The organism is Stenotrophomonas maltophilia (genome assembly GCF_025642255.1).
Lineage (GTDB): Bacteria > Pseudomonadota > Gammaproteobacteria > Xanthomonadales > Xanthomonadaceae > Stenotrophomonas > Stenotrophomonas maltophilia_P.
Genome location: NZ_CP106759.1, coordinates 3,636,837 through 3,657,684, shown reverse-complemented (window position 1 = coordinate 3,657,684; position 20,848 = coordinate 3,636,837). Strand labels below are relative to the sequence as shown.

At 67.4% G+C, this 20,848-nt stretch carries 17 protein-coding genes and 1 tRNA gene; 10 read left to right on the top strand and 8 right to left on the bottom strand.

Annotation, left to right across the window (positions count from 1 at the left end):
* Positions 1-103 precede the first annotated feature (103 nt).
* The 5 genes from def (at position 104) to N8888_RS16665 (ending at position 6,140) form a co-directional block, all read left to right on the top strand.
* The gene (gene def, locus N8888_RS16685) at positions 104-616 is read left to right on the top strand and encodes a peptide deformylase (RefSeq protein WP_053517114.1); all 513 of its coding nucleotides are present in this window, start codon (positions 104-106) and stop codon (positions 614-616) included.
* Between the two features lie 121 nt (positions 617-737).
* Complete coding sequence (fmt, locus tag N8888_RS16680) at positions 738-1,661, top strand: methionyl-tRNA formyltransferase (RefSeq protein ID WP_053517116.1); 924 nt, start codon at positions 738-740, stop codon at positions 1,659-1,661.
* 3 nt (positions 1,662-1,664) lie between these two features.
* Entirely contained in the window at positions 1,665-2,996 is a 1,332-nt protein-coding gene (gene rsmB / locus N8888_RS16675) for a 16S rRNA (cytosine(967)-C(5))-methyltransferase RsmB (protein WP_164151330.1), read from the top strand.
* Between the two features lie 22 nt (positions 2,997-3,018).
* On the top strand, positions 3,019-4,731 hold the full coding sequence (locus N8888_RS16670; RefSeq protein ID WP_197571987.1) for an ArnT family glycosyltransferase: 1,713 nt from the start codon (positions 3,019-3,021) through the stop codon (positions 4,729-4,731).
* Positions 4,732-4,874: 143 nt separating this feature from the next.
* Positions 4,875-6,140: an O-antigen ligase family protein gene (locus N8888_RS16665; protein ID WP_053517197.1), complete on the top strand. Its 1,266-nt coding sequence runs from the start codon at positions 4,875-4,877 to the stop codon at positions 6,138-6,140.
* 98 nt (positions 6,141-6,238) lie between these two features.
* Here N8888_RS16665 and N8888_RS16660 read toward each other — a convergent pair whose 3' ends face one another.
* On the bottom strand, positions 6,239-7,045 hold the full coding sequence (locus N8888_RS16660; RefSeq protein ID WP_053517120.1) for a glycosyltransferase family 2 protein: 807 nt from the start codon (positions 7,043-7,045) through the stop codon (positions 6,239-6,241).
* Between N8888_RS16660 and N8888_RS16655 the strand changes: the two genes are divergently transcribed.
* On the top strand, positions 7,044-8,102 hold the full coding sequence (locus N8888_RS16655) for a CDP-glycerol glycerophosphotransferase family protein (RefSeq protein ID WP_197600810.1): 1,059 nt from the start codon (positions 7,044-7,046) through the stop codon (positions 8,100-8,102). The genes N8888_RS16660 and N8888_RS16655 overlap by 2 nt on opposite strands.
* A gap of 100 nt (positions 8,103-8,202) precedes the next feature.
* Here the strand turns inward: N8888_RS16655 and N8888_RS16650 are convergent, their stop codons facing one another.
* The 4 genes from N8888_RS16650 to N8888_RS16635 form a co-directional block, all read right to left on the bottom strand.
* Positions 8,203-9,726 (bottom strand): PH domain-containing protein, encoded by a 1,524-nt coding sequence (locus N8888_RS16650; protein ID WP_262218952.1) that lies wholly within the window; start codon positions 9,724-9,726, stop codon positions 8,203-8,205.
* Positions 9,723-10,223 carry a PH domain-containing protein gene (locus tag N8888_RS16645; RefSeq protein WP_053517123.1) on the bottom strand — a complete coding sequence of 167 codons (501 nt, stop codon included), beginning with the start codon at positions 10,221-10,223 and terminating at the stop codon, positions 9,723-9,725. The genes N8888_RS16650 and N8888_RS16645 overlap by 4 nt, the downstream gene beginning before the upstream one ends.
* A gap of 74 nt (positions 10,224-10,297) precedes the next feature.
* Entirely contained in the window at positions 10,298-11,434 is a 1,137-nt protein-coding gene (gene ribA, locus N8888_RS16640; protein ID WP_065174455.1) for a GTP cyclohydrolase II RibA, read from the bottom strand.
* A gap of 74 nt (positions 11,435-11,508) precedes the next feature.
* Positions 11,509-12,429, bottom strand: coding sequence for a lauroyl acyltransferase (locus N8888_RS16635; protein WP_065174456.1), 921 nt, complete (start codon positions 12,427-12,429; stop codon positions 11,509-11,511).
* Positions 12,430-12,490: 61 nt separating this feature from the next.
* Between N8888_RS16635 and dtd the strand changes: the two genes are divergently transcribed.
* From dtd to N8888_RS16615, 4 genes are all read left to right on the top strand, one after another.
* Entirely contained in the window at positions 12,491-12,931 is a 441-nt protein-coding gene (gene dtd / locus N8888_RS16630) for a D-aminoacyl-tRNA deacylase (protein WP_053517128.1), read from the top strand.
* Between the two features lie 92 nt (positions 12,932-13,023).
* Positions 13,024-14,877 carry an RNA polymerase sigma factor RpoD gene (rpoD, locus tag N8888_RS16625; RefSeq protein WP_053517130.1) on the top strand — a complete coding sequence of 618 codons (1,854 nt, stop codon included), beginning with the start codon at positions 13,024-13,026 and terminating at the stop codon, positions 14,875-14,877.
* Between the two features lie 237 nt (positions 14,878-15,114).
* Positions 15,115-15,837 carry a HipA domain-containing protein gene (locus N8888_RS16620; RefSeq protein ID WP_263175952.1) on the top strand — a complete coding sequence of 241 codons (723 nt, stop codon included), beginning with the start codon at positions 15,115-15,117 and terminating at the stop codon, positions 15,835-15,837.
* A 175-nt stretch (positions 15,838-16,012) separates the two neighbouring features.
* Positions 16,013-16,088, top strand: a tRNA-Ile gene (locus N8888_RS16615).
* A gap of 956 nt (positions 16,089-17,044) precedes the next feature.
* Here the strand turns inward: N8888_RS16615 and N8888_RS16610 are convergent.
* The 3 genes from N8888_RS16610 to N8888_RS16600 are packed head-to-tail and all read right to left on the bottom strand — an operon-like array spanning position 17,045 to position 20,835.
* Complete coding sequence (locus N8888_RS16610; RefSeq protein WP_263175950.1) at positions 17,045-18,640, bottom strand: serine hydrolase; 1,596 nt, start codon at positions 18,638-18,640, stop codon at positions 17,045-17,047.
* Between the two features lie 13 nt (positions 18,641-18,653).
* The gene (locus N8888_RS16605; protein WP_263175948.1) at positions 18,654-19,778 is read right to left on the bottom strand and encodes a YkvI family membrane protein; all 1,125 of its coding nucleotides are present in this window, start codon (positions 19,776-19,778) and stop codon (positions 18,654-18,656) included.
* 4 nt (positions 19,779-19,782) lie between these two features.
* A complete protein-coding gene (locus tag N8888_RS16600) occupies positions 19,783-20,835 on the bottom strand; it encodes an N-acetyltransferase DgcN family protein (RefSeq protein WP_180876539.1) in 1,053 nt (350 codons plus the stop codon).
* Between the last annotated feature and the right edge of the window lie 13 nt (positions 20,836-20,848).

Sequence of the window (20,848 nt, the reverse complement as noted above, 5' to 3'; positions counted from 1 at the left end):
ACAGGTCCGCGCACTATAGTCCAGAAACCGGGGCGCAAGGCAAGCGTTGCAGCTAGAATCTGCGACGTATGCCGGCGTGCCGGCCCCCTATCCGGAAACTGCCATGGCCCTCCTCCCGATTCTTGAGTTCCCCGATCCGCGCCTGCGTACCAAGGCCGCGTTGATCGACGCCGCCGAAGTGACCACGCCGGCCTTCCAGGAACTGGTCGACAACATGTTCCAGACCATGTACGACGCGCCGGGCATCGGCCTGGCCGCTACCCAGGTGGACGTGCACAAGCGCTTCATGGTCATCGATGTCAGCGAAGAGAAGAACCAGCCGCTGGTGTTCATCAACCCGGAGATCGTCGCCAAGGACGGGGGCCGGGTGTACCAGGAAGGGTGCCTGTCGGTGCCGGGCATCTTCGCCGACGTGACCCGTGCCGACACCATCACCGTGAAGTTCCTTGACCGCAATGGCCAGGAACAGCAGATGGAGGCCGGTGAAGTGCTGGCCACCTGCATCCAGCACGAGATGGATCACCTGGACGGCAAGCTGTTCATCGATTACCTGTCGCCGCTCAAGCGCGAGATGGTCCGCAAGAAGCTGGCCAAGCAGCGCAAGCACGTGGCGTGATCGCCGCTCCGGGCCGCCCGCAGGGGTGGCCCGTGCCCGCGCGCAGCGCGCGGGCTGTACGGCGCCGGCCGACGGCGCCGTTTTCTTTCCTGCACGAATCCATCCTGCAAGTGGGGTAGCCATGAGGATTGTCTTTGCCGGTACGCCGGAATTCGCGGTGTCATCGCTGCGCGCAGCGGCGCGCCACCACGAGGTCGTGGCCGTCTACACCCAGCCTGACCGTCCGTCAGGCCGTGGTCGCGGCCTGGCCCCCTCGCCGGTGAAGCTTGAGGCGGTGGCCCGCGGCATTCCGGTGTACCAGCCCGAATCGCTGAAGGACGAAGCGGCCCAGCAGCAGCTGCGTGACCTGAAGCCGGACCTGATGGTGGTGGTGGCCTACGGCCTGATCCTGCCCAAGGCCGTGCTGGCCATCCCGACCTACGGGTGCTGGAACGTGCACGCTTCGCTGCTGCCGCGCTGGCGCGGTGCGGCGCCGATCCAGCGCGCGATCCAGGCCGGTGACGAGACCACGGGCGTGTGCCTGATGCAGATGGAAGCCGGACTGGATACCGGCCCGGTGCTGCTGCACCAGGCGCTGCCGATCGCGGCCACCGATACCGGTGGCCAGCTGCACGACAAGCTGGCCGAGCTGGGTGCGCAGGTGTTGTCCGATGGCCTGGGACTGCTGCGCGCCGGCATCAAGCCGATCGCGCGGCCGCAGCCGGAGCAGGGCGTGACCTACGCACACAAGCTGGACAAGGCCGAGGCGAAGCTGGACTGGGCGCAGGATGCAGCGGTGCTGGCGCGGACCGTACGCGCGTTCAACCCGTGGCCTGTCGCCGAAGCAACGCTGGCCGGCGAGCGCGTGCGCATCCATGGCGCCGTGGCGCAGGCGATGGAGCACGGCCAGGCACCGGGAACGGTACTTGCTGCCGGCCGCGAAGGCATCGACATTGCCTGCGGCCAGGGCGCGCTGCGCCTGCGCGTGCTGCAGCGCGAAGGTGGCAAGGCGATCACTGCCGCCGATTACCTCAACGCCCGTCGCGACCTGCGCGTGGGAGCGTAAGCGGTGACGAAACAGAATGACTTCTCCATCGCCAGGGCGGCGCCGGGTGCAGCCACCCGCATGCTGGCCGCACGCGTGCTGGCCCAGGTGTTCACCCGTGGCCGTTCGCTGAAGGCGGAACTGGCGTGGGCCCTGCCGAAGCTGGCCGACAGCCGTGATCGGGCGTTGCTGGAAGCGCTGTGTTTTGCCGTGCTGCGCCGTCGCAGTACCTATGACGCGGCATTGCAGGCGTGGATGCAGAAGCCGCTCTCGGCGCGCGATGCAGACCTGCGCACGCTGCTGATGGTCGGCTTCGCCCAGCTGGACGTACTGGAACTGCCGGCGCACGCGGCCCTGTCGGCCACCGTCGACGCAGCGCGTGCGCTGGGCCGTGAGCGCCAGGCGGGCCTGGTCAATGCCATCCTGCGCCGCGCCCAGCGTGAGGGATTCCCGGAACAGCCGGCCCGCGATGCATTTCCGGCCTGGCTGGCCGAGGCCATCGAGCGCGACTGGCCGGCGCAGGCCGAGGCGATCTTCAGCGCCAGCCTGCAGCCTGCGCCGCTGTGGCTGCGCGCCAACCGCCAGCACGGTGGCCGCGAGAAAGTCCTGGCCGTGCTGGCCGAGGCCGGTATCGTCGCCGAGCCGAGTCCGCTCAGTGCGGACGCGTTGCGGCTGGCGACGCCGGTCGCTGTCAACCAGCTGCCCGGCTTCGCCGAGGGCGCGCTCTCGGTGCAGGATCTGTCGGCGCAGTGCGCGGCCGATGCGCTGGCGCCGGCCGCCGGGGCGCGGGTACTGGATGCCTGCGCCGCACCGGGCGGCAAGTCGGCGCACCTGCTGGAGCGTGATCCCAGCCTGCGCCTGCTGGCGCTGGACATCGACGCCCGTCGCCTGGCGCGTGCCCGTGACACGTACGCGCGCACGGGTGTCGGTGAGGGCGCACAGACCCTGGCGGCAGACGCCAGCGATCCTGGCGCGTGGTGGGATGGCACGCCGTTCGATGCGATCCTGCTCGATGCGCCCTGTTCGGCCACGGGCGTGATCCGCCGCCAGCCGGATGTGATGTTCCACCGCCGCGCCGAGGACATCGATGCGCTGGTCGGCGTTCAGGCCCGGCTGCTGGAGGCATGCTGGTCGATGCTGCGCCCCGGTGGCGTCCTGTTGTATGCCACGTGCTCGATCCTGCGTGCGGAGAACATCGAGCAGATCCGCGCGTTCCTGAAGTGGCACCCGGATGCGGTGGCACAGCCGTTGGACGAGGCGTTCGGGCTGGATTGCGAAGGCATTGCACGGCAACGACTGCCCGGTGACAGCGATGCTGACGGATTCTTCTACGCGCGTCTGCTAAAAGCGGTGTGAATCCGCTGCCGTTCAAGTCCTCATGCTGAAAACCCGCGCGTCGCGAGAGACGTGGTTGTTCGTGGTGATGGCCCTGCTGGTGCTGGGGGCTGGACTCGGCCTGCGCGATCCCTGGCCGTCGGATGAGCCGCGCTTCGCGCTCGTCGCCAAGCAGATGGTGGACAGCGGTCACTGGTTGTTCCCGCATCGCGGCCTGGAGCTGTACTCGGACAAGCCGCCGATGCTGATGTGGTGGCAGGCCACGCTCTATCACCTGATCGGCGATTGGCGGCTGGCGTTCCTGCTGCCCTCGCTGATCGCCGCGCTGGGCACGTTGTGGTGCGTGGTCGATCTCGGCGGCCGGCTGTGGACGCGACGCGTCGGCCTGTACGCAGGCTGGGCACTGCTGTTCGCACTGCAGTTCACCTTCCAGGCGAAGAAGGCACAGATCGATCCGCTGGTGGTGCTGTTCATCACCCTGGCCAATTACGGGCTGCTGCGCCACCTGCTGCTGGGCCCGGCATGGCGCTGGTGGTGGCTGGGCTGGTTCTTCGCCGGGATCGGCGTCATCACCAAGGGCGTGGGCGTGATCGCCCTGCTGATGCTCGTTCCGGCCGTGATCGGCTCGGCGCTGCGGTGGAACGGTGTGCGCCTGCATGCGCGCGACCTGCGCTTCTGGCTGGCGCCGCTGGCGTTCCTGCTGGCCGTGGCGCTGTGGCTGCTGCCGATGGTGCTGGCGGCGCTGGCGACCGGGCTGGACGAGTACCGCGCCTACATGGACGACATCCTGTTCCAGCAGACCGCAGGGCGTTATGCCCAGTCCTGGGACCATCACCAGCCGTGGTGGTACTTCCTGGCGATCATGCCGTCGATGTGGATTCCCGCGTTCCTGGCACTGCCGTGGGCGATTCCGGCCTGGCGCCGCCGGCTGCAGCGACGCGACGCGCGCTACCTGCTTCTGCTGGGGTGGTGGTTGCTGATCGTGCTGTTCTTCTCGATTCCCGAGGGCAAGCGCGATGTGTACATTCTCCCTGCGCTGCCGATGTTCTGCCTGGCCCTGGCGCCGCTGCTGCCCGGCCTTCTGCGCCGTCGCGACGTGCAGGCACTGCTGGGGCTGTTCACGCTGGCTCTGGCCCTGGGCACGCTGCTGGCAGGCGCACTGGCATTGCTGGGCGAGCCGGGATTCGAGACGAGGCTGGAGCACGAACGTGGTCTGGCACCGGGCGTGATGGATGCGTTGGCCTGGGCGGCGCTGGCGATGGGCGCCTGCGGTGTGGCCAGCCTGTTGCTGTCCGGCCGTGGCCGGCGTCATCTGGCCATGGTGTCGACCCTGGCCACGGTGTGGGTGCTGTACAGCCTGGTGGGCTACCCGCTGTTGAACGATTCGGGTTCGGCGCGGGGCCTGATGCGCCATGTGGGGGAGCGCATCGGTCCGCAGGCCGAGTTGGGCCTGGTGGCCTGGAAGGAACAGAACCTGCTGATGGCCGATCGACCGGCGGCCACGTTCGGCTTCAACACCCCCTGGGATGAACAACTGCAGGCGGCGACGCGCTGGCAGCGGCTGGTGCCGGCGCGGCGCTGGCTGCTGGTGCAGGAGGACGCCCTGTTGCCGTGCGTGGACCGCGACCGGGCCGAACCGGCGGGCGTGGCCAATCGTCGACGCTGGTGGCTGGTGCCGGCGGAGGCGGTGGTCGCGCCCTGCCGGGCCAGCGATCGCGAGCGCGAACGTGAACGGCGTTTGCAGGAACGGGGATAACGACCTGTGTCCACGCTTGTCCAGACTGCCCAACAGGCGACAAAGGCAGTAAAACAGCACACTGGGAGTGGCCGTTGTGGCCGCCCCCGTTCTTCCCGCACACCCGCAGCGAAACTTCCGACGTGCCAGCTCCACCGGACAACCTGAACCCCGCGGCCGGCGACCTGCCGGGTGCCCCCGTCGGCGGTCGGCAGCGCACGGCGCACTGGCTGGCGCAGATCGGTCTGTTCTGCCTTCCGGCGCTGGTGCTTACCGTGCCAATCAACCTGCTTCCGTATGGCCTGTTGCTGCTGGCCAGCACGCTGCTGGCGCCGGAACTGCTGTGGCGCGCCCGGCACATGGGCGGGCAGCCGGTGAAGGTGCTGACCTGGCTGATGCTCGCGGTGCTGGCACTGGGCCTGCTGTCGGTGCTGCTGTTCGAGCAGGGGCTGCGCGATGTCGACAACCGCTCGCGCTTCGTGGTGATCCCCTGGATCGCCCTGTGGGTCTGCGCGTTGCGCCCGGACCTGCGCTGGCTCTGGCGTGGCGCGCTGGCCGGGCTGCTGGTCACCTTCGCGATGTCGCTGTGGCAGGTACTGCAGGGGGCTCCGCGTGCGGAGCTGTTCACCAATGCCATCGTGCTGGCCGACATCGTGATGGTGCTGATGGTGCTGCTGGTGTTCTGCCGACCTTCGCGACGCTGGTCGCTGGTGATCGTCGGCATGGCGGCCGGCTGTGGAACCATCGTGTTGACCGGCAGCCGTGGCGTGTTCGCGGCGTTGCTGGCTCTGCTGGTGGTGCTCGCGCTGAGCCTGCGCTGGCGGACCGGCACCGCCCGCCTGTCGGTGCTGGCAGGCATGCTGGCGATTGGCGCCACCCTGCTGCTGTCGGTGCCCGAGCTGCGTCACCAGGTGCGGCTGAGCGAGCTGCACAGCGACATGCAGCGCATGGAGCAGGGCGACAGCGACTCTTCCGCCGGTGCCCGCGTGGAGCGTCTGCAGGTTGCCTGGGATACCTTCCTGGACCACCCGCTGGTCGGTGTCGGAATCGGCCACTTCGATGACGCGATGCAGCGTGTGCCGGTCTGCCGCGAGAACCCGGACGAACAGCGCTGCCACCTTGGCCATGCCCATAACGACGTAGCCGAATGGGCCGCCACCCAGGGCATGCCCGGCCTGCTGCTGCTGCTGGCGGTGTATGGCGTTCCGCTGTGGGTGTTCGTGCGCCTGCATCGGCGCAGCGGGCGCAGTACGTTCCGCGGGCCTGCCGCGGCCGGGATCATGATCGTGACCACGTACGTGCTGTGCGGGCTGACCCAGTCGATGTTCGCGCACCAGATGACGGCCAGCTTCTACGTCACCATCGTCGGCCTGCTGGCCGGGTTGTCGATCCTGGAAGGTGCCCGCCACCGCGGGGCCAACGCGGGTTGACGCCCCGCCGCCGGGCATGGCCCGGCGCTACCCCTGCACCGCCATGCCCGGCGCACGCAGGTGCACGGGAGCGGTAGCGCCGGGCCATGCCCGGCGGATCAGGGCTGCGGCGGGTCGGCCACCGCCTGACCGTTGCCGAGCATCCACAGCATGATGGTCTTCTGCCGCACGTAGTTGGCACGCACGTAGGCATAGACCAGGCCGTGCCAACCATCGCGGAAACCGCCGCGGAAAATGAATCCCCGCCAGAAGCGCCAGGCCGGTGCCAGCACCAGCTTGCCCAGGGTGGCGCGCTTGCCGCGTGCGAACTCGTGCTCGGCCATCATCCGCGCGTACTTCTCGGTCTTGGCCAGTTGCTGCTGCAGCGAGCGGTAGGGGTAGTGGATGAGGTCACCGCGCAGGGTGCCGACGCTGCCATCGACGCTGGCGGCCTCGTGGATCTCACGGGTGCCGCGCCAGCCGCCGCGGCGGCGGTCGAACAGGCGCATCACCCGGTCCGGATAGGCGTTGCCGTGGCGCAGGAAGCGGCCGAAATACTCTGAAAGGCGGGCAAAGCGGTAGCCCGCGTGGCCGCTGAATCCCCCCTCGCGGGCCTGTTCGATGGAGGCGCGCAGTTCCGGGCTGATGCGCTCGTCGGCATCCAGGCACACCACCCAGTCATGTGCTGCCTGCTCGACGCAGAACGCCTTCTGGCTGCGGAAGCCATCGAACGGCCGCTGCAGCACGCGGGCACCGGCGGCCTCGGCGATGGCCACGGTGGCGTCGCTGGAATACGAGTCCACCACGATGATCTCGTCGCAGAAGGCCAGCGAGGCCAGGCAGTCGCCGATGCGGCCGGCCTCGTTGAACGCGATAATGCACGCCGAGATGCGAGGCCGTTCGATGGGAGCGGTCGTGGAGGACATGATGGCCGGGTACCTGTTGTTTGCGACGGAGCGCTATGCGCTGCCTATTCTCGCCCCGTTGGCGCAGGCCTTGCACGCGTCCGGGCAGGAGGTGGCTGCCTGGTTCGAAGGTGGCGCCGCCGGCAGCCAGTTGCCGGGCGTGCCCGTGATCGGCCTGAAGCAGGCCCTGGCGATGCGCCCGCGCGCGGTGTACAGCGCGGCCAACTGGGTGCCGACGTTCCTGTCCGGTGCCAAGGTGCAGCTGTTCCATGGCTTCAACGTGGAGAAGCGCGACAGCGCACGTGGCCATTTCCGGGTACGCGGGATGTTCGACCTGTACTGCACCCAGGGCCCGGCCACCACCGCGCCGTTCCGCGACATCGCCGCCCTGCAGGGTCACTTCGCGGTGGCCGAGACCGGCTGGCCGAAGCTGGACCCGCTGTTCCGCGACGATGGTGGCGAAAGCGCCGCGCTGCGCGCAGCGGCGGGCGGTCGTCCGGTGATCCTGTTCGGCTCGACCTTCACCGAGCGGCTCAGCGCCGCCCCGCATCTGCATGCGCAGATCGCTGCCGACATCGCGGTCGGGGAACGCTACTGGCTGCTGACCCTGCACCCGAAGTGCCCGCCGGAGCTGTTCGAGCGTTACCGTGCGCTGGCCGGCGCCAATGCCCGCTTCATCGAACCGGAGCAGGTCATGGCCGCACAGCGCGCCGCTGATGTGCTGGTGTCCGATACGTCTTCGATCGTTTCGGAGTTCATCGTCCAGCACAAGCCGGTGGTGACCTTCCGCAACCGCGTCCCGAAACCGCACATGATCGATTTCGACGTGCCGGCGCAGCTGCCCGTCATGCTGCAGCGCGCGCTGCACCCGGATGCCGCCCTGCAGGCGGAGATCGTGCGCTATGCCGACGCGATCCATCCGTACCGTGACGGCCGCTCCAGTGAGCGGGTGATTGCCGCAACCGAGGATTTCCTGTCCGGCGAGATGGGCGCGCTGCGCCGCAAACCCTTCGGCAGCTGGATGCGTGACCTGCAGATCCGCAGGGATCTGGGCTACTGGGGGCCATCACAGCGGTGATCGGGGGATGTAGAGCCACGCCCACGCTCGGCTGTGGCAAGCCGAGCATGGGCTCGGCTCTACAGTAGATCCACGCCAGGCGCGGAAGGGCGGCAACGGGTCACCAGCGCAGCTTGCGGCGCGGCAGCGCGGCGGCCAGCTGCGCCATCAGCGCCCGTGCCTGTGCGTGCGGCAGGTAATGCAGCGCCAGGGCCACATCACCATGCGCGCCTGCGGTGTCCAACTGCAGGCTGGCCGTGCCCAGCAGCCTGTCCAGCGGTGAGCGCTGCAGGCGCAGGCCCTGCAGCTTGTCCAGTTCCGCCCAGCGCCACCAGCGCCTCCACCATCCGCCGCGCACCGCGACGTAGCGATCATCCAGATGCCAGCCCATGCGCGCCATCTGCCGATGGGCGACCCACAGCGCGACCGGCAGCCAGCCCAGCACCAGCAGGCCGGGTGTTCCCCAGCGCCAGTACATCGCGGCGGCCAGCAACGGCACCAGCAGTACGCTGCCCAGGCACAACCGCCACCAGCCGCGCTGCGGCACCGGCTGCCAGTGCGCGGGCGGCCACTGCAGCTGAGGCAGCAGGTGCTGCACCAGATGATCGCAGTCGGCGGCCGGTGCCAGCGGCGCGAGTTCGCGCAGCGCCCGATCTTCCTCGCGGGTGGGGCCGCCGGCAGCGCTGTCAATCTGCAGCTGGCGCCGCCCGAACCAGCGTTGCAGGGTGCCTTCACGCAGGGTCCAGGCCTGGATGCGCCGGCGCGCCACGCTGCTGCGCGTGCGGCTGAGCAGGCCTGCCGCGACCGTCAGCCGGTGTTCCTGCTCGGTCAGGGTGAAGCCGGCATAGCGCAGCAGGGCCAGCACCACCGACAGCAGGCGCATCAGCAGCCAGCCTGCGACCAGCACCAGCGCGGCCAGGATCAGCAGGCCGGCAAGGCCCTCGTGCAGCTGGCTGGCGTAGCCGAACGCCTCGCGTCCTCCGCTGGAGATCACGCCGTCCAGCGAACGGCGCGGGATCACCTGCAGCAGCGCACCGATGGCGGCGGCGAACAGCACCCAGCCGCGGTTGGACAGCAGGCCAAGCCGGATCACTTCGGCGGTGGACATACGCAGCAGCACTTCATCGGTCGGGTCGGCGGTGGCAGCCGGTGCGTTGCCAGGCGCCTTTCCGCGCTGCTTCACCAGCTGCTCAAGTGCCAATGCCTGGTCCAACCGCAGCACCCGCATCTCTGCCTCCGGGCGCACGCCGCCGGCCGACTCCAGGCGCAGCTCGGCCACGCCGAACAGCCGGTGCAACGGGTTCTGCCGCACTTCCACGTTGTGGATGCGGGCGAAGGGAATTTCCCGGCGGTTGCGCGCAAGCAGCCCGCTGCGCACGGTGATCGCATCACTGCCGATGCGGTAGCGGTAGCTCAGGTACTGCAGCACCGAGACCACCACCAGCGCGGCGATGGCCAGCAGCGGCATCAGCTGCGCCCACAGCGGGTCGCGGTCGCCGCGCTGGCCGAACACCAGCAGCGCGACCAGTGGCAGGAAGTAATGCCGCAGCTGCATCAGCAGCACGAACAGCCATGACCAGGGGTGCAGGCGCTGTTCGTCGCCGCCGCGTGGCAGCGGGGGCGGCAGGGGCGGTGGCTGGCTCACAGGGCGTCGGCGTCCTGGTCGAGCTGGTGGGCCAGGGTGTCGCGCAGGCGTTCGGCGTCGGCATCATCCAGGCCGCTGACAGTCACGGCACTGAGGCGGGTGCCTGCGGTGTGCACGATCAGCGTCGCCAGGCCGGCACGCCGCTCCAGCGGACCACGGCGCAGATCCAGGTGCTGCACGCGCGAGACCGGTACCTGCGTTTCGGTCTGCCACATCAGGTCCCTGCGCAGGCCCAGGCCCTGTGCGTCCAGGCGCCAGCGTGTGCGGGTCAGGCGGCGATGGCCCAGCCACGCGCCGAACAGGGCGCCGACCAGCAGGCCCGACGCTGCACCCCACAGCCCGGCAGGCAGATCGAAGAACCACCACGCGGCTGCCAGCGGTGCGCCTGGCACGAACAGTCCACCGAATGCGCCTTCCAGCGCAGCCAGGCGTGCGGCGCGGGCCGGCAGCGGCTGCCAGTCGTTGATGGGCACAGCAGGAAGAGGCTGGTCGGTCACACGGGCTCCGTCGGGCGGCAGGGCAGGCGGGGCGGCCGCAGCCGCACCGCGCAGACGGTAGCAGGTCGGGCGCGCTACTGCGCCGCCTGGATCAGTGCATCGACATCGAGCAGATGGCCGGCACGGTCGGCCTTGGTGCGCAGGTAGTGTTCGTTCTCGGCCGTGATCTCGCCAGTGACCGGAATGCAGTCCAGCACTTCGATGCCGGCATTGCGCAGGCGCTGTGCCTTGGTCGGATTGTTGCTGAGCAGGGCCACGCGGCTGATGCCCAGGCCGCGCAGCATCGCCACGGCGCTGCCATAGCGTCGCTCATCGGCGCCGAAGCCCAGTTGTGCATCGGCGTCGATCGTGTCCAGCCCGTCGTGCTGGTAGCCATAGGCGCGCATCTTTGCAGCGATGCCCGTTCCCCGGCCTTCCTGGTCCAGATACAGCAGCACGCCGCCGCCCAGTTCCTTCAGTTTGCGCAGACCGCGTCGCAGCTGGTCCCCGCAGTCGCACTTGAGCGAACCGAACAGGTCGCCGGTCAGGCACGAGGAGTGCACGCGTACCGGCACCACGGCAGACAGGTCCGGGTCGCCGACGATGATCGCCACCTGGTCGCGTTGTGCAACGCCGCCGCGGAACACCGCGAAGGTGGTCATGCCGACATCGCGCAGCGGTACCGGCGAACGGGCGACCAGCTCATAGTCGTGGGCGGCGTGCGCCGCACCTTCGGCCAGGTCGCACAGGGCGACGTCGGCGGCGCCGTCGAAGGTCGCATCATCCACATCCAGGCGCACCGCGACCATGGCCGGCAGCAGCAGGCCCAGGCGGGCCAGTTCAACCGCGCCGGCATCGAAGGCATCGCCTGCGGTCCAGTGAGCCGGCATCGGCCCGGGCTCGCGCAGGTAGCCCAGCGTCGGCAGGGCGTCGAAGGCGATACCGGCCAGCGGCAGGCGCACACCGTCAGGTGCCTCCACCCCCAGCACGCGGGCGCGGGTCGCCGTCAGGAACAGGTAATGACGCTCGCGCGCTGCGCTGGCAAAGGCGGCAAAGCTGCTGGCGGTGGCGCTGTCCAGCGCGATCACGGCCAGGCGTTGGCCCTGGCCGTCGTGAAGCAGGACCGGGCGACCGGCGCGCAGTTCCGCGACCGCGCGCTCGCAGCGGATCGCGGCCGGGTCGCCGAACAGGGAGGAGGCAGCAGGCATGGCAGGACCGGGGGAGGCGGACATCGCAGTCTCTATGGGGGCGCCGGCGTCGTATTCAACGTGCTGCGGCCGCCGGTCGCAGGGCGGCACGGTGGGACTCAGTGCGGGTGTTCCTCGGTCGCGTAGGGATCATCCTCGCCGCTGCCCGGTGGCCGCAGCGTATAGCGCTTGTAGGTCCACTGGTACTGCGCCGGATCGCGGCGGGCGATGCGTTCGATCCCGGCGTTGAGGGCGGTGGCCGCAGTCTGCGGGTCCGGGTCGGCCACTGCGGGGTCGGCCGGCTCGACGTGCAGGGCGAATTCCATGTCTGGCCCAATGCGCTCGCACCAGCCATACAGGACGATGGCGCCGGTGCGTTCGGCCAGGCGGTTGACCAGGGTCATGGTCAGCGCCGGCACACCGAAGAACGGAACGAACACGCCGTCACCGGCCTTCGGCTGCTGGTCCGGCAGGATGCCGGTGGCGCCACCATCCTTGAGTACCTTGAACAACTGGCGCACCGCCGGGCCCTCGGCGCGCACCTGCTGCACGTTCTGGCCACCCCGCACCAGCTGCAGGAACGCGTCGCTGGCTTCATCCTCCGGCGGCTTGTAGACGATGGCGATCTGTCCGCGCGAGGCCAGCCACTGGTTCAGCAGCTCCCAGTTGCCGAAGTGCGGCGCGGCCACGATCACGCCCCTGCCGCTGGCCAGCGCCGCGTCATACAGCGCTTCACCGTGACGCTGCTTCAGGTGCAGGCGCAGGTTCTCGGCCGGCGGGCGGCTCCACAGGCGCAGGGTCTCGATGGCCTGCAGGGCGGTGGAGCGCAGCAGATCGCGATGCAGGCGCTCGCGCGCGACGGGGTCCAGATCCGGGTAGGCCAGCTCCAGGTTGCGGCGGGTGACGCGACTCTCACGGGCGTTGAGACGGATCCAGGCCCAGGCCAGGGCCTGCGCGACGCCGCGCAGCAGCGGCCAGGGCAGGCGCGTGAACAGGGTGGTGGCGCGATAGGCCAGCCGGGCTTTGCGTTGCGGGTTCATCCACGCAAGTTTAGCCAAGGGCGCTGCTATCGTGGCCGGCCCCCTGACCGGAAACCCACAGATGCTCGTCCTGATCCAACGCGTCAGCCAGGCCGCCGTCCACGTCGATGGCGAGGCCGTCGGCCAGATCGGCCCTGGCCTGCTGGCCCTGGTGGGAATGGAGCCGGGCGACACCGAGCCGCAGCTGCAGCGCATGGCCGAGCGCCTGCTGGGCTACCGGGTGTTTGCCGATGAAGCCGGGAAGATGAACCGCTCGCTGCGCGATACCGGCGGCGGCCTGCTGCTGGTCAGCCAGTTCACCCTGGCGGCCGACACCCGGTCGGGCATGCGCCCCAGCTTCACCACTGCGGCGCCGCCGGCCGAGGCTGAACGCGGGTTCAATCGATTTGTCGACATCTGCCGTGAAAATCACGCGCCAGGGGTGGAAACGGGCCGCTTTGGTGCCCATATGATCGTCAGCCTGGTCAATGATGGTCCCGTGACCTTCCTTCTCAGGCCCTGAAGCCGCCGGGACCACCGCCCGGCAGGCGGGGCCCCGGGCTGGTATAATGCTACGTTCCCTATTTCCTACCCAGCCGGTGGCGCGAGCACTACATGGCCAACGAACGTCCTGCCCAATCCGAAATCAAGCAACTGATCAGCAAGGGCCTGGAACAGGGCTACCTGACCTACGCCGAAGTCAATGACCATCTGCCGGACGACATGGTCGACCCGGAACAGATCGAAGACATCATCGGCATGATCAACGGCATGGGCATTGATGTCCATGAAGTTGCGCCGGATGTGGAGACTCTCCTCCTCAACGACGGCAACACCGGCAACCGCGAAGTCGACGACACCGCGGCCGAAGAAGCCGCTGCCGCGCTGAGCGCGCTCGACACCGAAGGTGGCCGTACCACCGACCCGGTGCGCATGTACATGCGCGAAATGGGTACTGTCGAGCTGCTGACCCGCGAAGGCGAAATCGCCATCGCCAAGCGCATCGAAGAAGGCCTGGGCCAGGTACAGGCCGCACTGGGCCAGTTCCCGGTGTCGGTCGAATCGCTGCTGTCCGATTACGAAGCCCACAAGGAAGGCAAGAAGCGCCTGGCCGAAGTGATCGTCGGCTTCAACGACCTGACCGACGAAGAGCCGGCTCCGCCGGCGGCCGCCGCCGATGACAGCGACGATGCCGACGCCGAAGCCGACGAGGACGAGGACGATGATGTCGACGGCGCCGATGAGGAAGCCGCACCGACCGGTCCGGACCCGGAGGAAGTCGCTGCGCGCATGCAGGCGCTGAGCGATGCCTTCAATGCCTTCAAGAAGGCCGCCGGCAAGGGCGACAAGAAGAATCTGCCGCGCCTGCGCGAAGAGATGTCGGCCGTGTTCGTCACCCTGAAGCTGCCGCTGCCGCTGACCGACGTGCTGACCAAGCAGCTGCGCGACACCATGGCCGAGATCAAGAGCCATGAGCGCCGCGTGCTGAACCTGGCCACCGTCACCGCGCGCATGCCGCGCAAGGATTTCATCCGCTCCTGGGAAGGCAACCAGACCAACCTGGAGTGGGTGGAAGACGCACTGAAGCGCAAGCAGAAGTGGTCGTCGGCGCTGCGTGAGGTGAAGGACCAGATCATTGCCGAACAGCAGGCCACGATCGACATCGAGAAGCTGACCCAGCTGGACCTGGAAGAGCTGAAGGAAATCAGCCGTGCCATGGCCTACGGTGAAGCCAAGGCGCGCAAGGCCAAGAAGGAAATGGTCGAGGCCAACCTGCGCCTGGTGATCTCGATCGCCAAGAAGTACACCAACCGCGGCCTGCAGTTCCTCGACCTGATCCAGGAAGGCAACATCGGCCTGATGAAGGCCGTGGACAAGTTCGAGTACCGCCGCGGCTACAAGTTCTCCACGTATGCGACCTGGTGGATCCGCCAGGCCATCACCCGCTCGATCGCCGACCAGGCGCGCACCATCCGTATTCCGGTGCACATGATCGAGACGATCAACAAGTTGAACCGCATTTCCCGCCAGATGCTCCAGCAGTACGGCCGCGAGGCCACGCCGGAGGAGCTGGCCAAGGAAATGGACATGCCGGAAGACAAGATCCGCAAGGTGATGAAGATCGCCAAGGAGCCGATCTCGATGGAAACCCCGATCGGCGACGACGAGGATTCCCATCTGGGCGACTTCATCGAGGACACCAATGTGGAGTCCCCGATCGAGAACACCACCAACATCAATCTGTCTGAAACCGTGCGTGACGTGCTGGCCGGCCTCACCCCGAGGGAAGCCAAGGTGCTGCGCATGCGCTTCGGCATCGACATGAACACCGACCACACGCTGGAAGAGGTCGGCAAGCAGTTCGACGTGACCCGCGAGCGCATCCGCCAGATCGAAGCAAAGGCGCTGCGCAAGCTGCGTCACCCGAGCCGCTCGGAACAGCTGCGCAGCTTCCTGGATATCGATTGATTCCAGCGGTTGTGTCGTGAACTGGAAAACCCCGCTTCGGCGGGGTTTTCTTTTTTCGTAAATTAATTCGGTGCCGGCGGGCGATCTTCTGGCGGGCCTTGGGATCACTCGCGCGACCCTGGGGCGGTTGGTCGCCGACGCGGGAGGCGCGGTCGTGCGGCTGGGCCGCGCGCAGGTGGTACCGGTGTCGGCGAGCTGCTGCTGGGCGCGGACGCGGTTGCGTCTGCTCTTGCGACGATGGACACACCGCCGGACCGCGTGCGCAGCGAGGATCGGAAGCAGCGCTATCCCGAATGGGCAACTGCTGCGCTGGAAGGCGAAGACGTCGGCTCCTCGCCCGGCGGCGAACAGCCCAAGTTCACCGCGACGGTCGAGCACGATGGCGGCCGCTATGCCGCGCTGGTGAAGTTCGCCCTGCCGGGCGCGGGGGAGGCTGCCGAGCGGTGGGCAGACCTGTTGGCCTGCGAGCATCTGGCGCTTGAGGTTCTGCGCGAGGCGGGTGTATCTGCAGCAGAATCGTCGCTCATCCAGACCAACAGCCACACCTTCCTGGAGGTGAAGCGGTTTGACCGCTTGCCGGGCACACTGGGACGGCGTGGATTTGTGTCGCTGTTGACCCTGTCCTCGGCGTATGTGGGTGACGTAACCATGGATTGGGGGCAGGCGGGTGAGCAGTTGCTGGCGCAGCGGTGGATCCATCAGGAGACCGCAACCGTCCTGTCGCGGCTGCACGCCTTTGGGCAATTGATCGGCAATACCGATATGCATCAGCGCAACGTCGGCTTCCATCTGCTGGATCGGGGGGGGCGTTGCCGCTTGCCCCTGCCTACGACATGCTGCCGATGTCCCTGGCCCCCTCGCGAACGGGCGTTCTGCGGGCGACAACGCCGCTTCCCCCGGTCGCACCACGGCGCGCAGGCCAGTTGGATCACCTGCAATGGGCAGCTCCGCTCGCGGTAGATTTCTGGGAGCGGGTTGCAGCGTCTGGCCTGCTGCGCTCCAAGGTGCTGCTGGGAGTGGCCGGACAGAATGCGGCTCGGGTCCGGGCCATGGGGAATCGTTTCGGCTGAGGCACGCTTCTGCGGCCGGTCGGTGGCGAGAGAGGGCCTGACTCAACTACACTTTCACGTTGCACGGGCCTATAGCTCAACGGTTAGAGCAGAGGACTCATAATCCTTTGGTTCCAGGTTCGAATCCTGGTGGGCCCACCACATTGACGTCCAGTGAAGTCCGGGGATGTCCGATAGTGCTGGTAAATTGGAATGGAGTTGCTCGCCAAGCGGACGAAGGAAGGTCTTTCCCCTGGATCCGTTGGATGAGCCCTGCATTGCCTTGGCTCTGGCCCAGAACGGCAACAGCCCCCAAGACAACCGATCGACCTCCCGGCCCTCGCAGCTATACAGAATCACTGAGGCGCGCTGCGTCGGCGCCCAGTGTAGCTGGGCTGAATCTCGGCGAGGCCGGGGCCGAGGAACTGGCGCGAATCAAGGCAGCGCTGTGGCCACGCAGAACTTCGGCCGAGACCAAGCTGGAGGCCGAAGTACATGCAAGTTGAATCAGCGCATGGCAGTCATCCCGGCAAAAGGGGTGATCTTCGCGAGGACCAAGAACTGGGATTACTGTGAGCGGACACCACATTGGGTGACGGCCTCGATGTATCGAGCCTGTCGGCGCTTCAGGAATTTGCTGTAGAACCTGATATCGCTTCCCCCTCCAGTTCGAGGGGCGACCTCAACAAACTCCGCCGGGACGCCGCCATTGGAGTTCGACACGGAGTAGCCATCGGAACGGGGCTCAAGCACATACTGCCATCGTGATCCTCCAATGCTCACCTCTCCCCATGCGTCACGGACACAAGTGGCAGCGGCTAAGGGATCCTGATTGGACGAAAAAGTGGCTACAGGTCCGGTACTGCGCATGTCGCCAACAGAGGTGCAGGCTGCCAGCAGCATAAGGGTGATTCCGGCTGCTGCGATCCTGAGGTGTTGAGTCGTTCCGTGCATGCGGCAGCTCCATAGGAAGTGACGAACTGTGACGCAATAGCGAGAGGGCTTCAACAGTGTAGTAGTCAGTTCAGCCAGTTGCCGGCCGTGGCCTGGATCAACGTGAAGGACCCGGTGAGAGCGCAGGGCAGCAACCGCCCCCGCCCCTGGAGCGGCCAGGAAACCTATCTCCCGGCCGGCTCGAACCTGAGGTCCTGGTAGTCGTAACTGAAGTCCGCAAGCGGTGACGCCGCTTTCATCGTGATGTTCGCCACGTGTCCTTCCGCGTTCAACGCAAAGGTCACGAACGCGGGTTCGAGCGCCGTGTCATCCCAGTCGACGCGGAACGTGTCGTACTGCCAATGCCGCAGCGTACCCACCATGTTGGGGGTGCGGGTGAAATCCATGCGGAGCGTTCCCCCCTGTTCGGCGACGGTCGCTTCGCCATACCACGCATCCGCGTAGCGACCCACGTAGCCGCGTGCCGGCAGCGATGGACGCGAAGCGGTGCGTGCGATCGGCGCCATGTCTTTGAGTGCCTTCAATCCGCCGGTCAGGCGATCCTGGTACCAGCTCGAAAAAGCGCCCACCCAATCGCGCCGCTCAAAGCCCAGATAATGATCCATCAGCTCGTAACCGAGGCCACGGAGCACGTCCACGTCCTCGGCGTTCATCTGCAGGGCGATACCGAGTTTCCGGTCGGGTACCAGCACGACGAACGTGATCACACCGAACACCGCGCCGCCGTGCTGTATCACCTTCACACCGCGATAGTCCTGCACGTACCACCCGTAGCTGTAGCCGGAAAACTGCGGGGTGATGTCGCTGATCGGAGCCGGATAGGGGCTGATGGGGGTCGGCACCTGCGGTGTCCACATCGCGCGTGCGGAGGCCTCGCTGTACAGGCGCGTGCCACCATCGGGCAGCGCGCCCTGACCCAACTGCACCAGCATCCAGCGGGCAAAATCCTTTGCGCTCCACGACAGGCCGCCGGCGGGAGCGCCCACCTGGCCCAGACCTTCCCGCTCAGGCAGCATCTGCTGTTTTCCCAGGCCGCGCAGCCGTGCGTCCAGGCGTGCATGCGGTTGTACCCGATTGGCAGTGGCGAACCGGTTGGCCTCGTCGCTGACGGCGGTTGTCATGCCCAACGGCTTGAAGATCCGGTTGGCCACGAAGGTTTCCCAGGACTGCCCGCTGACCTGGCTTATCAGTTCACCGGCCACGATGTACAGGATGTTGTCGTACGCATACCCACTGCGGAAACTGGTGGCGGGCTTGAGATGGCGCAGTGCTCTCACGATCTCCATGCGCGTGCGGGACGTGCGCGGAATGAACAGGAGGTCGCCTGCGCCCAGTCCCAGGCCACTGCGGTGCAGCAGCAGGTCCGCCACGGTCATTTCGCGGGTGACCCACGGGTCGTACATGCGGAAGTCGGGCAGGTGGTCGATCACCTTGTCGTCCCATCCCAGCTTGCCCTCATCCACCAGAATCGCCAGCGCGGCGGCGGTAACGGCCTTGCCGGTCGAGCCGGTGGGAAAGATCGTATCGCCATCGACCGGCTCGCTGCCTCCCAGGCGGCGTACGCCATATCCCCGGGCCTGCACGATCTGCCCGTCCTTGACGATGGAGATCGCCATGCCCGGTACCTCGCGGGATTTCATCGCCTGCAGAACACGGGCATCAAAGTCCGCCGGCAGCGAGGACTGTGCGTGGGCCAGTGCCGCCACGCAGAAAAGCGCGCAGGAGATCATTGTCTTCCATGTTCTGGACGTGCGGGTCATGCGCGATCTCCGATCAGGAATGGGCGGTAGGCGCCGTGCGGCGCGCAGCACGTTGCAACAGGCGCCAGCTGCCAACGGTCAGCAGCGGCAGGATGTAGAGGCACAGGAACATATAGGCCAGTCCCCGGTAGCCCTGCGCGATCAGCGCCACGAGGCCCACGCGATCAGCGATGAAAATGGAGCCGACCAGCAGAACGCCGGCGATCATCGACCGTGCGGGCTTGCCCAGTCCCGCACCATCACCTCCTGCGAACGTACGGGCGATGCGTTCGTTGCAGGCATGCACGACGGCCGTTCCGCTTTCCAGCAGAGCGCTGAAGATCATCAGCTGGAACAGCACATGGAATACCGGCAGGTTCAACTGGCGCAGGATGAAGTCCGAAGGCAGCGCGACGGTTCCGATCTGCGGATACCACGCCAGCATGCACAGGAAGAAGAACAGCCCCGGGAGCATCGCCAGCGGGCCGGACAGCACGCCGGCCACCACGGCATCGCGACGGCTGAGGAAGTGCCTGGCCAGCGGCAGTATGATCACCGCGCCGACGATGTTGTAACCCGCGTAGGTCAAGCCGCCCTGGAGCCAGCCGGTGGTCGGTTGCGGCTCCGACAGCGTGGTGAACGCCGCATCGCCGAAGCGGGCCAGCACCAGCACCAGGAAGGCGGCATAGGTGCCATACAGCAGTACGGAGACCCATTTGAACAGGGCCTCCACGGTATCGTTGCCGAAGGTGACGAAGAATCCGATGGTCACCATCAGCAGCAGCGTGCCGGCCAGTGTCGGCCAACCCAGCAACGCCGAAAAGATTTCCCCTGCCGCTGCTCCGAACACCGCCAGGATGAGCACCATGAAGATGCCGTACGCCAGCTCGAACAGGAAAGCGAACGGCCCCAGCAGCATTTCAAAGAAGCTGCGGTAGTCGAAACTGCGGGTGGCGTGCGCCAGCGCGAAGGTCAGTGCGCAGACGAGGCTCCAGCAGGCCATCGCTACCAGGATCGCCAGCATGCCGCCCTGGGGGCCGCTGGGAATGAAGTATTCCGCCAACTCGCGGCCCGTCGCGTATCCGCCGCCGATCACCGCGGCCTTGAAGGCAAGACCGGGAAGTATCCAACGTTGGAATCGCGTCGCGGCGTTGGTCATCGGCTCATTCTGCCTGCTTGGCCAGGCAGGCGCTTACCAGGGCATCGAATGATTCCCCACCCCGCACGGGATCGGCCACGGGCATGCCGAGGCGGTCGGAAAGCGCATTGATGGCGCGGTACGCGGCGTCCGCCTCCAGTTTCGCGGTATTGAGGCTGATGCCGGCGCAACGGATGTCCGGGTTGGTGCGCGATCCCAGGGTCAGGGCCAGCTCGACCGTGTCTTCCAGCGAGGGGAGCGCATAGTGGGGATAGCCCAGCACATGGTCGCGTCCATGCTCGTGGCAGACCACCACCACGTCCGGCTGGCTGCCATGCAGCAGGGCCAGTGATACGCCGGCGTAGGCGGGATGTGAGAGCGATCCCTGGCCTTCGATCACGTCCCAATGGCAGGGGTCCGCATCGGGAGACAGCATTTCAGCTGCGCCGGCGGCGAAATCCGCGATGACCGCGTCCATCGGAATGCCGGCGCCGGCGATCAGGATGCCCGTCTGACCACTGGCGCGGAAATCCGCATCAACCCCGCGGGCCTGGAACGCGCGGGCCAGCGTGAGCGCCGTGTATTTCTTGCCGAGCGCGCAATCGGTGCCGACAGTGAGCAGGCGTTTGCCCGTGCGACGGATGCCGCTGGCGATGGGCAGGTTGCGTGGTGGCTCACGGACATCGATCAGCCTACGGCCGAGCGCGCGTGCCGCGTTGCGAAGGGTATCGATGTCCGACAGCCGCATGTGCATGCCGCCGATCAGGTCCAGGCCGGCTTCCAGTGCCTGCAACAGCAACGGAATCCACGCGTTGGGGATATGTCCGCCGGGGTTGGCGACGCCGATCACCATCGCCCGGGCGCCCGCCATGCGGGCATGCTCGGGGGTGAGAAAGGGCAGGCCGGCGCTGACGCCGACATCCTCGCACGCGAACTCACCCACGCAGCGCTCGCGTGCCCAGTCGCGAAGGCCGTAGGCGGTCTTCGCATAGTTCGGCTCCCGGGTGTCGCCGAGGAACAACAGGTAGGGCTGCGGAAGCGCTGCGGCTTCGTGCAAGCTCGAAACGGCGGTCTGCATGCGCGGGTCCCGA